This window comes from Streptomyces sp. NPDC050422, from assembly GCF_044458665.1.
Classification (GTDB): Bacteria; Actinomycetota; Actinomycetes; order Streptomycetales; family Streptomycetaceae; genus Streptomyces.
On record NZ_JBITIE010000020.1, the window covers coordinates 123,947 to 137,204 of the forward strand.

General features: G+C 70.7%; 14 protein-coding genes. 10 read left to right on the forward strand and 4 right to left on the reverse strand.

Going from position 1 to position 13,258, the window contains the following annotated elements; all coding sequences use genetic code 11:
* Nucleotides 1-64 precede the first annotated feature (64 nt).
* Nucleotides 65-1,696 (reverse strand): ATP-binding protein, encoded by a 1,632-nt coding sequence (locus ACIBJG_RS29475; protein WP_399312007.1) that lies wholly within the window; start codon nt 1,694-1,696, stop codon nt 65-67.
* Nucleotides 1,693-2,961, reverse strand: a complete 1,269-nt coding sequence (locus ACIBJG_RS29480) for a PP2C family protein-serine/threonine phosphatase (protein ID WP_399312009.1) — start codon at nt 2,959-2,961, stop codon at nt 1,693-1,695. The genes ACIBJG_RS29475 and ACIBJG_RS29480 overlap by 4 nt, the downstream gene beginning before the upstream one ends.
* Before the next feature lie 194 nt (nt 2,962-3,155).
* Between ACIBJG_RS29480 and ACIBJG_RS29485 the strand changes: the two genes are divergently transcribed.
* Both ACIBJG_RS29485 and ACIBJG_RS29490 read left to right on the forward strand, forming a co-directional pair.
* Nucleotides 3,156-4,640 (forward strand): SDR family NAD(P)-dependent oxidoreductase, encoded by a 1,485-nt coding sequence (locus tag ACIBJG_RS29485; protein ID WP_399312011.1) that lies wholly within the window; start codon nt 3,156-3,158, stop codon nt 4,638-4,640.
* A gap of 333 nt (nt 4,641-4,973) precedes the next feature.
* Nucleotides 4,974-5,150 carry a hypothetical protein gene (locus ACIBJG_RS29490; protein WP_399312012.1) on the forward strand — a complete coding sequence of 59 codons (177 nt, stop codon included), beginning with the start codon at nt 4,974-4,976 and terminating at the stop codon, nt 5,148-5,150.
* A 115-nt stretch (nt 5,151-5,265) separates the two neighbouring features.
* Here the strand turns inward: ACIBJG_RS29490 and ACIBJG_RS29495 are convergent, their stop codons facing one another.
* Nucleotides 5,266-5,640, reverse strand: a complete 375-nt coding sequence (locus ACIBJG_RS29495; RefSeq protein ID WP_399312014.1) for a fluoride efflux transporter FluC — start codon at nt 5,638-5,640, stop codon at nt 5,266-5,268.
* Nucleotides 5,637-6,107 (reverse strand): fluoride efflux transporter FluC, encoded by a 471-nt coding sequence (locus tag ACIBJG_RS29500; RefSeq protein WP_399312015.1) that lies wholly within the window; start codon nt 6,105-6,107, stop codon nt 5,637-5,639. The genes ACIBJG_RS29495 and ACIBJG_RS29500 overlap by 4 nt, the downstream gene beginning before the upstream one ends.
* A 199-nt stretch (nt 6,108-6,306) precedes the next feature.
* On the opposite strand from ACIBJG_RS29500, the gene ACIBJG_RS29505 reads away from it, so the two are divergent.
* From ACIBJG_RS29505 to ACIBJG_RS29540, 8 genes are all read left to right on the forward strand, one after another.
* Entirely contained in the window at nt 6,307-7,269 is a 963-nt protein-coding gene (locus tag ACIBJG_RS29505) for an urea transporter (RefSeq protein ID WP_399312017.1), read from the forward strand.
* A 64-nt stretch (nt 7,270-7,333) separates the two neighbouring features.
* Complete coding sequence (locus ACIBJG_RS29510) at nt 7,334-7,639, forward strand: urease subunit gamma (protein WP_356319788.1); 306 nt, start codon at nt 7,334-7,336, stop codon at nt 7,637-7,639.
* Nucleotides 7,640-7,642: 3 nt separating this feature from the next.
* On the forward strand, nt 7,643-8,647 hold the full coding sequence (locus ACIBJG_RS29515) for a cobalamin biosynthesis protein CbiX (protein ID WP_399312019.1): 1,005 nt from the start codon (nt 7,643-7,645) through the stop codon (nt 8,645-8,647).
* Nucleotides 8,644-9,138 (forward strand): urease subunit beta, encoded by a 495-nt coding sequence (locus tag ACIBJG_RS29520; protein ID WP_399312021.1) that lies wholly within the window; start codon nt 8,644-8,646, stop codon nt 9,136-9,138. The genes ACIBJG_RS29515 and ACIBJG_RS29520 overlap by 4 nt, the downstream gene beginning before the upstream one ends.
* Nucleotides 9,138-10,862, forward strand: a complete 1,725-nt coding sequence (ureC, locus tag ACIBJG_RS29525; RefSeq protein WP_399312022.1) for an urease subunit alpha — start codon at nt 9,138-9,140, stop codon at nt 10,860-10,862. The genes ACIBJG_RS29520 and ureC overlap by 1 nt, the downstream gene beginning before the upstream one ends.
* 5 nt (nt 10,863-10,867) lie before the next feature.
* A complete protein-coding gene (locus ACIBJG_RS29530; protein WP_399312023.1) occupies nt 10,868-11,614 on the forward strand; it encodes an urease accessory protein UreF in 747 nt (248 codons plus the stop codon).
* A 36-nt stretch (nt 11,615-11,650) separates the two neighbouring features.
* Complete coding sequence (gene ureG, locus ACIBJG_RS29535; RefSeq protein WP_399312025.1) at nt 11,651-12,271, forward strand: urease accessory protein UreG; 621 nt, start codon at nt 11,651-11,653, stop codon at nt 12,269-12,271.
* Nucleotide 12,272: 1 nt separating this feature from the next.
* Nucleotides 12,273-13,232 carry an urease accessory protein UreD gene (locus ACIBJG_RS29540; RefSeq protein ID WP_399312027.1) on the forward strand — a complete coding sequence of 320 codons (960 nt, stop codon included), beginning with the start codon at nt 12,273-12,275 and terminating at the stop codon, nt 13,230-13,232.
* Nucleotides 13,233-13,258: the final 26 nt, after the last annotated feature.

The window sequence follows — 13,258 nt, forward strand, 5'->3', positions numbered from 1 at the left end:
CTACGCGTCCGCCTACCCGCCAACGGCGGTCCCACTCCGGGTAGAGGCCGGCAGATATCGGGGTTCACGCGATCTCTCCCGACGGGGCGGTGGACGGACCGGAGGCGCGCAGCTCCGCCGCGGTGCGCAGGGGCGCCTCGGCCTCGACCGGCAGGGTGAAGCGGAGCCGGGTGCCGACGGCGGGTGCCGGGTCGAGCACGATGTGGCCCCCGTGGAACTCGATGATCTTGCGGCACAGGGCGAGCCCGATCCCCGTCCCGCCGTACTCGTCGCGGCCGTGCAGCCGCTGGAAGATCACGAACACCCGCTCGGCGGACTCCGGTGCGATCCCGATGCCGTTGTCCGTCACCGTGAACTGCCACGTGTCGTCCTCGCGCGTACAGCCGATCTCGATCCGGCACGGCACGCCGGGGCGGCGGAACTTCACCGCGTTGCCGATCAGGTTCTGCCACACCATGGACAGCGCCGTCGCGTCGCCCGTGACCTCGGGCAGCGGGCCGTCCCGGACGACGGTGGCGCCGGACTCCTCGACGACCAGCGCGAGATTGGCCAGTGCCCGGTCCAGACAGCGGTCGAGCCCGACGGTCCGCCACTGGTCGTGGACCCGGCCCACCCGGGAGAACGTCAGCAGGTCGTTGATGAGCACCTGCATCCGCTTGGCGCCGTCCACCGCGAAGTCGATGTACTGGTGCGCGCGGTCGTCCAGCTCGTCGGCGTACCGCTTCTCCAGGAGCCGGCAGAACGAGGCGACCTTGCGCAGCGGTTCCTGGAGATCGTGCGAGGCCACGTACGCGAACTGCTCCAGCTCGGCATTGGACCTGCGCAGCTCCTGCGCCTGCCCGGCCAGCAGCGCCTCGCGCTCCCTCGACTCGGCGAGTTCATCGACGATGCGCCGGCGCATGTCCTCGACCGCGGCCGCCACTGCCCGGACATCCGAAGGACCGCGGACCTCGATCCGGTTGCCGAAGGCTCCGGAGCGGACCCGGTCCGACGCGGCGCTCAGCCGGTTCAGCGGCCGGCCCACCAGCCGGTGCAGCAGCAGGCTCAGCGAGACCACGGCCAGCAGCAGACCGATGACGAGCGCGAGTGCGACCTGGTCCCGGGTGGTACGGGCCTCCCCGAGATCGGCGCGGGCCCGGTCCCGCGCGGTGTCGAGATGGGCCTGTTGAGCGGTGTACAGCCGGCGCAGCGTGTCGAACTCGACGTTGCTGCGCCGGATGGGCATCGAGGACTCCGACGCCGGACCGTTTCTGCGGACGGTGGCGACCAACGGTTCGGCGTGCCGCGCGCGCCAGTTGCGTGCGGCGTCCGCGATCTTGTCCAGATCCCGGCCGAACGGCTGCTCGTCACCGACCAGCGCCCGGACCCGGGCCAGCCGCACCCGCTCGGCCCGCTGTCCCGCCTCGTACGGCTGGAGGAAGAAGTCGTCGCCGGTGAGGGCGAAGCCGCGGACCCCCGTCTCCTGGTCGAGCAGGGCGTTCTGCAACTGGAAGGAGGAGGAACGGGCCGGCTGGATGCGGTCCACCAGCTCCGTCGTCCGGTCGGATATCCGGGACAGTACGAGACCGCCGACGACGAGGGCCCCGCAGACGACGAGGACGAAGCCGCCGAGGATGAGGTGAACCCGGTTCTGGACCGACAGGCGTGCGACGAGGCCGGAACGGTGGGGGTCGGTCGAAGGGCGCGGACGCTTCACCGCTCGTCCCTGCCCGCCCAGCCCAGATGGAGCACGGCCACGTCGTCGGCGAGACCGCCGTACGGAGCCGCGGCCTCGGACGCCTCGGCGACCAGGGCGTCGACGAACGGGCGGGCGCCGAGCGCCCCGTGCCGACGGGCCATCGCCAGCAGTCCGTCCTCGCCCAGCCGGGTCCGGGGTCCCGTACGCCCCTCGAAGAGTCCGTCGGTGAACAGCACGATCCGTCCGTCCTCGGGCAGGGCCACCTCGGACGCCGTCCACCGGCCCGTGCCCGGCAGGACGCCGAGAGCCATGCCCGGCTCGGGCTCCACCCAGCTCACCTCCGTGCCGCTGCGCATCAGCATTCCGGGGTGACCGGCCCTGACCACCTCGACCAGGTCACCGCCCGGCCGGAAGGCCAGCGAGGTGACCGTGGCGAAGACATGAGGGTCGGACCTCTCGGCGACCAGGATCTCCTCCAGGATGCGGATCTGGTCGAGATGGCCGGTCGCGCACAGCACCGCCGTGCGCCAGGCCACCCGCAGACAGACCCCGAGCGCCGCCTCCGCGGCCCCGTGCCCCGACACATCACCGATCACCGCGTGCACCGTGCCGTCGGACGTCTGAACCACGTCGTAGAAGTCGCCGCTCAGCAGCGCATGGGCCCGGCCGGGTTCGTACCGTGCCACCGCCTCGAAACTGTCGTCGTGCAGCAGGGGCACCGGCAGCAGACCACGCTCCAGCCGGGCGTTCTCCTGCGCCATCAGCCGGTTGGCACGCAGCGCCCCCGCCGCCCGCTCCACCTGCTTGCGCTGGAGTGCGTACCGCACCGAGCGGCCCAGGGCCTGCGGATCGAGCCGGCCCTTGACCAGGTAGTCCTGTGCGCCGGTCGCGACGGCCGACAGCCCGGTGTCGGCTTCGGCCGTGCCCGTCAGCACCACCACGGCGGCGTCCGGCGCCGACTCGACGAGCTGGGTGACGGCGTCCAGACCGTGCACGTCGGGAAGGTGGAGGTCGAGCAGCACACAGCACGGCGTGCGGCAGCCGGCCAGGAAACGGCGTGCCTCGGCCAGGGTCCGGCACCAGGTCAGCGCGGAGTCCAGCTCGCCGTCCGCGAGCATCTCCTCCACCAGCAGCGCGTCCCCCGCGTCGTCCTCGACCAGCAGGATCACGGCGTCCACGTCCCACACCGACCCGGCCCCCGCGGGGGGTGCGGCGTGCTGTGCGGGGACGGAGGCGGAGCGGACCGAGAGCACCTCCGGGCTGCCCGCAGGGAGTTCCGTCACATCCCACCCCCTCGCACGGACGGCGCCGAGCCGTTGCGCCGTATCGCTGCGAAGCATATGTGACCGAAGCGTGGAGGAAGCGGCCGGTGCGCGGGCTGCTCCGGGAGCGCTCTCGCCCGAACGGAGCAGCGCCGTGCTCATGGCAGACTTGACCGGGGCGTTCGCCACGAGGGACACATGACAGAGGAACGGCAATGACGGTGACAGAGGACAGCCCGGAGATCGCGCCCGGAATCGAGGAGTTCGGTCCCGGTATCGACCCGCAGCGGCTGGCCGTCTGCCTGAGCGTGCTCGACGAGCTCGACTCCATCGATGTCGACCACCCGGACGCCATCGCGGTGCGCCGCGCCACCGCAGGTGTCTACCGCACCGTGAAGCAGCGCCGTCGCCAGGAGCGCCGTGCCGCGAAGACCGCGCACGACAAGGCCGTGACCGAGGCCACCGCGACCGGCTCGGCCGAGCGCATCGACGACGAGACCCAGGGTGTGCTGCCCTCGTCCTCCGCCGCCGCCGAGATCGCGGGTGTCCTCCAGCGGCCCAGGTCCTGCTACATCTGCAAGACGCGGTACGTGGAGGTCGACGCCTTCTACCACCAGCTCTGCCAGGACTGTGCCCGCGAGAACCGCGCCCGGCGCGACGCGCGCACCGACCTCACCGGCCGCCGGGCCCTGCTCACCGGCGGACGCGCCAAGATCGGCATGTACATCGCGCTGCGGCTGCTCCGCGACGGCGCGCACACCACGATCACCACCCGCTTCCCGAACGACGCGATCCGCCGCTTCAAGGCCATGCCGGACAGCGACGAGTGGATCCACCGCCTGAAGATCGTCGGCATCGACCTGCGCGACCCGGCCCAGGTCGTCGCGCTCGCCGACTCGGTGGCCGCCGAGGGGCCGCTGGACATCCTGATCAACAACGCCGCGCAGACGGTCCGCCGCTCCCCGCAGGCGTACAGCGAACTGCTCGGTGCCGAATCCGCCCCGCTTCCCGCGGGCGAGCTGCCGTCCGCCGAGGTGATCGGCACCTTCGGCAGCGGCACCGTCGACCGTGTGGCCGCGCTGCCCGCCGCCCGCAAGGAGGGGCTGAGCGCGCAGGACGTCACCGAGCTGGCCCTGGTGACCGGTTCGGCGTCGCCGGCGCGCATCGCCGCCGGCACCGCGATCGACGCGGGCGGGCTCGTTCCGGACCTGCACCACACCAACAGCTGGATCCAGACAGTCGACGAGGTCGAACCGATCGAGCTGCTGGAAGTCCAGCTCTGCAACTCCACCGCGCCGTTCATCCTGATCAGCAGGCTCCGCCCGGCGATGGCCGCGACCGCCGCCAAGCACTCCTACGTGGTCAACGTCTCCGCGATGGAAGGCGTGTTCGGCCGCGGCTACAAGGGTGCGGGACACCCGCACACCAACATGGCGAAGGCCGCGCTGAACATGCTGACGCGCACCAGCGCCCAGGAGATGTTCGAGAAGGACGGCATCCTGATGACCGCCGTCGACACCGGGTGGATCACCGACGAGCGTCCGCACCCCGACAAGATCCGCCTCGCCGAGGAGGGCTTCCACGCCCCGCTCGACCTGGTCGACGGCGCGGCCCGCGTCTACGACCCGATCGTCCGCGGCGAAGCGGGCGAGGCGATGCACGGCTGCTTCCTCAAGGACTACGCCCCCGCCAACTGGTAGCACGCCGTGCGGTCACAGACCCGGCCCGGGAACCTTCCCGGGCTGGGTCTTTTCCGTGTTCGGTGGCTGAAAGTGACCCAGGGCACACGTTCCATCGAGCATGTGCGCGCTCATTTGGTTACTCTGAGGGGAACGGACGCCACCAAGGGATCCACGAAGGTTCCTCGGCCGTCCTGGGACAGGCCCGTCAACCGGGCCGCCGTCCCGCCCCGTACCCGGCGCCACCGCGACCGAACAGATCCTGCCCTGCCCCGCACCACAGGCGGTCGACCACCGGATATGACGCCGGAACGTCGGATACGCCGGGGGCTATGCGACACAAAGGAGTGCGCGGTGACGACACCAGAACTGACGAAGCACGAGCAGCGGCCGGCCGAACGGCACGGAGAGCGGGCCCGCCGGCCCGAGAAGCTCCGGAACATCGAGGTCTGGGCCAGGTCCGCACCGATCCGGCTGGCCGGCTACGAGGACGACCTCGCGGAGCCGCACATCCTGCCCGGCATCGACTGAGTGCTTCCCACCCGAGCTCCGGGCCGTACCCCGCACAGGGGCGGGGCCGGAGCTCGGTCGTGCACGGCGAGGAGAGGAGGCGGGCGCGTTCACCACGACTGCCCCCTCGGAGCGGTCAGAAGGCCGCGTTCGCCACGGCGGCCCCGGCGAACGAGAGTCCCACCCCCGCGCAGACCGTGAGCAGCAGGTACCCCGCCGCCAGCCCCAGCCGGCGGGCGGACGTCAGGGTGAGCAGCTCGTAGGAGAACGTCGACCAGGTCGACAGGGCCCCGCAGAACCCGGTGGCGAGGAGCAGGTTCAGCCGGGTGCCCAGTTCGCCGTCCGTCACCGCCTCCGCGATGAAACCGAGGAACAGGGCCGCGCCGGCGTTGGCCGCGAAGGTGCCCCACGGGAAGACGCTGTGGAGGCGGAACTTCGCGTCCACACCGAGGTAGTAGCGCAGTGGCGCGCCCACCAGTCCGCCGGCGAGTACGAGCAGCCAGTCGGTCATGAGGCGGCGCTCCTCGTGCCGTAGGAGCGCCCGAAGGCGAAGTGGGTGGCGAACGCGCCCGCGGTCACCGCGGCCAGCGCGGCCACCACGGTCAGCAGCAGGCAGCCGACCGCGTAGCCGGGCTGATTGTTCTCGAACAACTCCCGCACGTTGTCCGTGTAGTGCGAGAACGAGGTGAACCCGCCCAGCACGCCGGTGCCGAGAAGCGGACTGATCAGCCGGGGCGCGCCGGGGAAGCGCAGCTTCATGGTGACCATCAGGATGCCCATCAGAAAGCACCCCACCGTGTTGACCAGCAGGATCGTCCACGGGAAGGCCGATGTGCCGGTTGGCCAGAGGCGCTCGGCGCCGTACCGGGCGGCGGCTCCCGCGGCGCCGCCGATCGCGACGGCGCCCACGACCGACCACTGCACTCCGGGATGGTGGTCGGGGTGGCTGTGGCGGTGTAGCTGCATCTTGAGGGACATTCCGTGAATCTACGGAGCCGACCGGGGCGGCCCGGCCGGAGCGCGCTGGCGGCTGCGGCCCCCCACCTGACTGGACCAACCCGTCCGACACACAGCACGACAACTCGGTCACTTTATGTCTTGATGTGACTTGTAAGGATTCGTCTTCCCGCCCTCGGGCCGGGAAGCACCCCGCGCTGCCGAGTCGCTGGAGCCAGCCTTGTCCCTCGCCGAGCCGGAAATCGTCCGGCGGCTGGAGAAACGTCAGCCGTTCGCCTACCTCCTGGCCAGTCTGCGGGGTGTCGGGCAGGTCGACCTCCAGCCCGCCCTGCTGACGGGTGTGGCGATCCTTGTCGCGCTGTGGGTCGCGGGCTGGGAGACCGGTCTCTTCGCCACGCTCGGCACGCTGATCGCCACCGCGACCGCCTATGCCCTCGCTGTCGACCGAGCGGGTATCGCGCTCGGTCTTCAGGGATACGCGGGCTGCCTCACGGGCATCGCCCTCGTCTCCTCGCTGGGCAACCACCCGGCCACCTACGTACTGACCGTCGTCGGCGCCATCATGTGCACCCTTCTGATGGCGGCTCTGGGCACCTTCCTCACCCCTTACGGGCTCACCCCCCTGACCGCGCCCTTCTGCCTGGTCTCCGGAGTGATGGTGGTGGGGGCCCCCTCGTTCGAGCGGATCTGGCACGGCGCCCCGGCCTCCGTCTCCAGTACCACCAGCGGTGAGACCGCGATGTCGTGGGACGCCCTGTGGCACGCGTTCTTCAACAACGTCTCGCAGATCTTCCTGGTCGAGAGCTGGTACGTCGGCCTGATCATGCTCGTCGGACTCGCCTTCGCCGGTCTGCGCGTCGTCCTCTACGCGGCGGCCGGCAGCGTGGTCGGGATCGTCGCCGCGTGGCTGCTGGGAGCCCCCACGGCGCTGATCGCCAACGGCATCTACGGATACAACGCGGTGCTCGTGGCCATCGCCATCGGCGCCGTCTTCATGGCCAACACGGTCTGGACCGGGGCCTACGCCCTGTTCGGAGCGGCGGCGACCACCGGCCTCACCGCCTCGCTGACGTCCTTCTTCAAACCGTTCGGCGGCCACACCTTCACCTGGCCGTTCATCCTCACCACTTGGGTGTTGATGGCGGCCGTTCCCCTGCTGCCCCGCCTGCGCCGGAGCGAGTGACCGCTCGCGGCCGGCACCGGACCTCCTGCCCTCAGCCCGTACATCACCGAGGAAGGTACTGACGATGAACCTCGCCCCTCGCGAGATCGACAAACTGCTGGTCTACGTGGTGGCCGATCTGGCCCGCAAGCGCCAGGACCGCGGCCTCAAGCTCAACTACAGCGAGTCGGTCGCGCTGATCACCGAGGCGATCCTGGAAGCGGCCCGCGACGGCAAGAGCGTCGCGGACTGCATGGAACTGGGCCGCCATGTCGTGGGCGAGACCGACACCATGCCCGGCGTACGGGAGATGCTCGGTCTGCTGCAGGTCGAGGCCTCCTTCGTGGACGGGACCAAGCTCGTGTCCTGCCACGACCCCATCGGCGGCTGACCGGTGGCCGAGCCCGTCGCCGTCATCGCCGTATGCGGTCACGAAGCCGCCTACGGGCGTGCGCTGGACGGAGTCGTGGACGCCGGGGTCAGCATCGTGTCGAGCGGGCGTGAACTGTTCCGGAGCATCGCCGCGCACGGGCGCCGGGGCGCGGAGACCGTGGTCGTCCCCATGACGTTCGGCCGCGACCCCGAACTCGTCGCGGACACCGCCCGGACGCTGCGCGCCGTACCCGCCGACGAGCGCGGTACCACCGTGCTCGCAGAGCCGTTCGGCACCGCCCAGCACCTGGTCGCGTGGCTGCGGGCGGCGGCGGGCCGCGTGTCCGCGGACTCCGCGCTGCTGGTCACCGCCCCGTCCGGGGATCCGTTCGAGGACGCCGAGCTGTATCGGATCGCCGCGCTGGTACGCCGCTACGGCCGGCACTCCCTTGTCGAGGTGGCGTTCGCCGGAGGAGACCCGGACCCGGCCGAGGGCGTGCGGCGGTGCCGGCTGCTCGGCGCGCAGCGGGTGACGCTGCTCCCGGCCGCGTTCGCGCTGGCGGATGTGCCCGACGTGGCCGGCGAGGAACCGGTACCCGTCGACGTGGCGGGTCCGCTCGTGCCGCCGTCGGCCCTGCGGCGGGTCCTCGGCGAGCGCGTCGCCGACGCGCGACGGCGGTGGAACGAACACGGTGACGACGGCGTCTCGGCCGGACTGGCCGCCGCCGACAACCACGGCCACTCCCATACGCACCCGCCGGGCGAAGGGCACGACCACGCTCACGGCCATACGCACCCGCCGGGCGAAGGGCACGACCACGCTCACGGCCATACGCACCCGCCGGGCCAGGGACACGACAAGGGCCACGGCCAGGCGCACACGCACACCCCGGACGAGGCGCACGACCACGGTCACCATCACCCCCACGAACCGGACCACCCCCACGAACACGGCCCCGGACCCCTGCACACGCACCACCGCCCGTCCGCCCCTGACGCGGACCCAGCCATCAGGAGCATCGCATGACGTTCCGTCAGAAGTATCTGTACGGCAAGGACCCCATCGAGCTCAACGCGGGCCGCCCCACGCTCAAGCTCACCGTGAGCAACACCGGTGACCGCGCTGTGCAGGTCGGTTCCCACTACCACTTCTTCGAGGTCAACTCGGCGTTGTCGTTCGACCGCCAGGAGACGCTCGGCATGCACCTCAACATCGCCGCCGGCACCTCCGTGCGGTTCGAGCCCGGCGGTTCGCGCGAGGTGGAGCTTTGCGCGTACGCCGGGACGGGCCGTCTCGTCGGCTTCAGCGGTCTGCTCAACGGCAGCCTCTCCTCCCACCCCGCCCGCGTCGAGGCCGTACGCAAGGCCATCGAGCAGGGTTTCGAGGGCGCGCAGAACGTTCCCGCGGCCAAGGGCTCCAGGACCCCCGCCGCGACCCGCCCCAAGAGCGCCGCCAAGGACTCCAAGGACTCGAAGAGCGCCAAGGCCACCAAGGAAAAGAAGAAGGGTTCGCGCTGATGCCCATCCTGCCCCGCAAGCAGTACACCGACATGTTCGGCCCGACGGTCGGCGACCGCTTCCACCTCGCCGACACCAACCTCGTCGTCGAGGTCGAGAAGGACTACAGCGAGGGCCTGTACGGCGACGAGGTCGTCTACGGCGGCGGCAAGACCATGCGTGACGGCATGGCCTCCGACCCCCAGGCCACCTCCGCCCAGGGGGCACTCGACACCGTCATCACCAACGTGGTCGTCATCGACCCGATCGTGGGCGTCGTCAAGTGCGACATCGGCATCAAGGACGGCTTCATCGTCGGCATCGGCAAGTCCGGCAACCCGCAGACGCAGAACAACGTCGACCCGAACCTGGTCATCGGCCCGGGTACGGAGGCCATCGCGGGCGAGCACCTCATCGCCACCGCGGGCGCCATCGACACCCACGTCCACCTGATCGCCCCGCAGCAGGCCGAGCAGGCGCTGACCAACGGCATCACCACCCTCATCGGCGGCGGCACCGGACCGACGGACGGCTCCAACGGGACCACCTGCACCCCGGGTCCGTACAACATCGCCAAGCTCCTCCAGGCCGCCGAGACCCTCCCGGTCAACCTCGGCATCATGGGCAAGGGCAACGGCAGCCTGCCGGAGGCGCTCAACGAGCAGGTCGTCGCCGGGGCCTGCGGGCTCAAGGTGCACGAGGACTGGGGCGCCACCCCGGCCGTCATCGACAACGCGCTGAACGTCGCCGACGCGCACGACGTCCAGGTGTCCATCCACACCGACAGCCTGAACGAGAGCGGCTTCTTCGAGGACACCCGCTCCGCGATCGACGGCCGGGCCATCCACACCTTCCACAGCGAGGGCGCGGGTGGCGGTCACGCCCCCGACATCCTGCGGATCGCCGGCGAGCCGAACGTTCTGCCGTCCTCCACCAACCCGACGCTGCCGTACACCGTGAACTCGGTGGACGAGCTCCTCGACATGGTGATGGTCTGCCACCACCTCAGCCACGACATCCCCGAGGACGTGTCCTTCGCCGACAGCCGGGTCCGGGCCGAGACGATCGCCGCCGAGTCGGTGCTGCACGACCTCGGCGTGATCAGCATCTTCTCGTCCGACTCGCAGGCCATGGGCCGTATCGGCGAGTCCGTCACCCGCGCCTTCCAGACTGCGCACCACTGCAAGGACAAGCTCGGCACGCTGGAGGGCGATTCGTCCCGCAACGACAACCAGCGGGTGCTGCGCTACCTCGCCAAGGTCACCATCAACCCGGCGATCGCCTCCGGCATCTCCGACCACGTGGGATCGATCGAGAAGGGCAAGCTCGCCGACATCGTGCTCTGGCCCATCCACTCCTTCGGCGCCAAGCCGAAGATGGTGATCAAGGGCGGCATCATCTCCTGGGCACAGATGGGTGACCCCAACGCCTCGCTGCCGACCCCGCAGCCCGTCATCTACCGGCCGATGTTCGGTCAGTACGGCAAGGCGATGCAGGCGACCCACGCCACCTTCATGTCCCAGGCGGGCATCGCCGCCGGAGTACCGGCCGAACTCGGCCTGGAACGCCAGGTCCTGCCGGTGCGCCGCACCCGCACCATCGGCAAGCACAACATGGTCCGCAACGACGCCCTGCCCGACATCCAGGTCGACCCGGAGACGTTCAAGGTCACGCTCAACGGAAAGGTCGCCACCATCGACCCGGCCCAGAAGCTGCCCCTCAACCACCTCTTCTTCCTGGTCTAGGGCCGATGTACCGCGATGAGGGCGACACCCCCGGAGACACCGTGCCCGTTCCGGTCGCGATCGGGACGGGCCTGGGACCGCTGCTGGTCAGCCTCCAGCTGACCGACTCCGCGTTCCCGAGCGGCTTCTACACGCTGTCGCACAGCCTGGAGGGCTTCGCGCAGGCCGGGGCGGTCGACCCCGGCAGCCTGCCGCTGCTCCTCAAGGACCTGCTGCTGCACGGCGTCGGTCCCGCCGACGCCACCGCGCTCGCCCTCGCCCACCGTGCGACGACGGCCGGCGACCCGGCGGCCGTCGTCCGGATCGACGAGCACCTCCTCGCCACCAAACTTGGCCGGGAGATGCGCCAGGCCGCCACCCGGACCGGCCGTCAGCTCCTGGACCTCGGCCACGAGGTCTTCGACCGGCCGGAGATCGGCGACTACTTCGACCGGGTCGTACGACGGGAAGCGCCCGGAACCCAGGCGGTGGCCGCGGGGGTCATCTACGCGGCCACCGGCGTCCCGGTCCGCCAGGCCGTCGCCGCGGACCTGTTCGCCTTCTGCGTCAGTTTCGCGGGCGCCGCCCTGCGGCTGCGGCTGACCGACCACCGTACGACGCAGACGCTGATCCGGGGCGCCGCCCCCGTCATCGAGGAGACCGTCGAGGCGGCACTGCGACGGGAGCTCGACGACGTCGGCGCCACCGTCTTCGCCTCGGACATCATGTCGGGCCGTCATGAACGCGCCGAAGCACGGCTCTTCGCCAGCTGACATCCATCCGGCTCACCCAGCGATCACAGGAGCACCATGGACGACAACGTACTGCGGGTCGGCATCGGCGGACCCGTCGGATCCGGCAAGACGGCACTCATCGAGGCGCTGGTGCCGATCCTGATCGAACGCGGTCACCGCCCCTCGGTCATCACCAACGACATCTACACGCAGGAGGACGCCCAGCACGTCCGCCGCACGCTGGCCGGAGTCCTCGAACCCGAGCGGGTCGTCGGCGTCGAGACGGGCGCCTGCCCGCACACCGCCGTGCGTGACGACCCCACGATGAACCTCGCGGCGGGCGCGGAGATGCTGGAGCGCTTCCCGGACACCGACACGCTGCTCTACGAGTCGGGCGGCGACAACCTCACCCTGACGTTCAGCCCCGCCCTCGTGGACCTCTTCATCTTCGTCCTGGACACGGCGGAGGGCGAGAAGATGCCCCGTAAGCGCGGCCCCGGCATCACCGAGTGCGACCTCCTCGTCATCAACAAGATCGACATCGCGAAGTACGTGCGCACGGACATCAACATCATGGAGTCCGACGCCCACCGGGTCCGGGACAACCGGCCCGTCGTCCTCACCGACTGCCTCACCGGCGTCGGCATCGACGACATCGCGGTCTACCTCGAATCGCGCCGCAAGGTGCTGATCTGACATGCCGCTCGCCCCGTACCGGCCCCGTGCCGACCGGCTCGCCGAGAAGTACTACGCCGCGGTCCGCGTCCCCCCGGACGTGGCGGCCCTCGCCTCCGTGCCGGACACGCTCGCCCCGGGCTCCCCGGCCAAGGTCGGCATCCTCGACCTGGCCTTCGCGGTACGGGGCGAGCGCACCGAGCTCGTCGAGCGCTACCAGAAGACGCCGCTGCAGATCATGCGGCCGCTGTGGATCGACCCCGCGCTGCCCGGCATGAGTTACGTCTACGTGATGGCGACCGGCGGCGGCATCGCCCAGGCGGACCGCTACCGGATGGACTTCCGCTGCGGCCCGGACACCCAGGTCCACCTGACCACCCAGGCCGCCACCAAGATCTTCCGGATGGAGCACGACTACGCGAGCCAGCGCGTGCACCTGACGGCGGAGGCCGGAAGCTACGTCGAATACCTGCCCGACCCGCTGATCCCGTTCAAGGACTCCCGCTTCTACCAGCGGACCGAGGTCACCGTCGCCCCGGGCGCCACCGTCGTCGTCGGCGACACCCTCACCGCAGGACGGCTCGCCCGCGGTGAACGGCACGCCTACCGGGTGCTCGCCACCGACCTGCACATCAGCCGGCCCGACGGCACCCTCCTCGCCGTCGACACCCTGCGCCTGGCGCCCGGACGACGGGGCGAGGGCGTCCTGGGACCGGGCGTGTTCGCCGGTCACGACCACGTCGCCTCGCTCTTCGCCGTGACCGACCGCGTGCCCGCCGCCGAACTCGCCGAATCCCTGCACGACGCGCTCACCGGGCTCGGTGTCCTGTACGGGGTGAGCGTCCTGCCCCGGGACTGTGGGGCCTGGGTGCGGGTGCTGGACGACAGCCCGATCCGGGTCGCCGCCGCACACGAGGCCACCCGCCAAGCCGTACGCCGCCTGCTCACCGGCCACTCGGCCCCCGACCTGCGCAAGCCCTGACACCTCACCGACCGACACGAGGATCC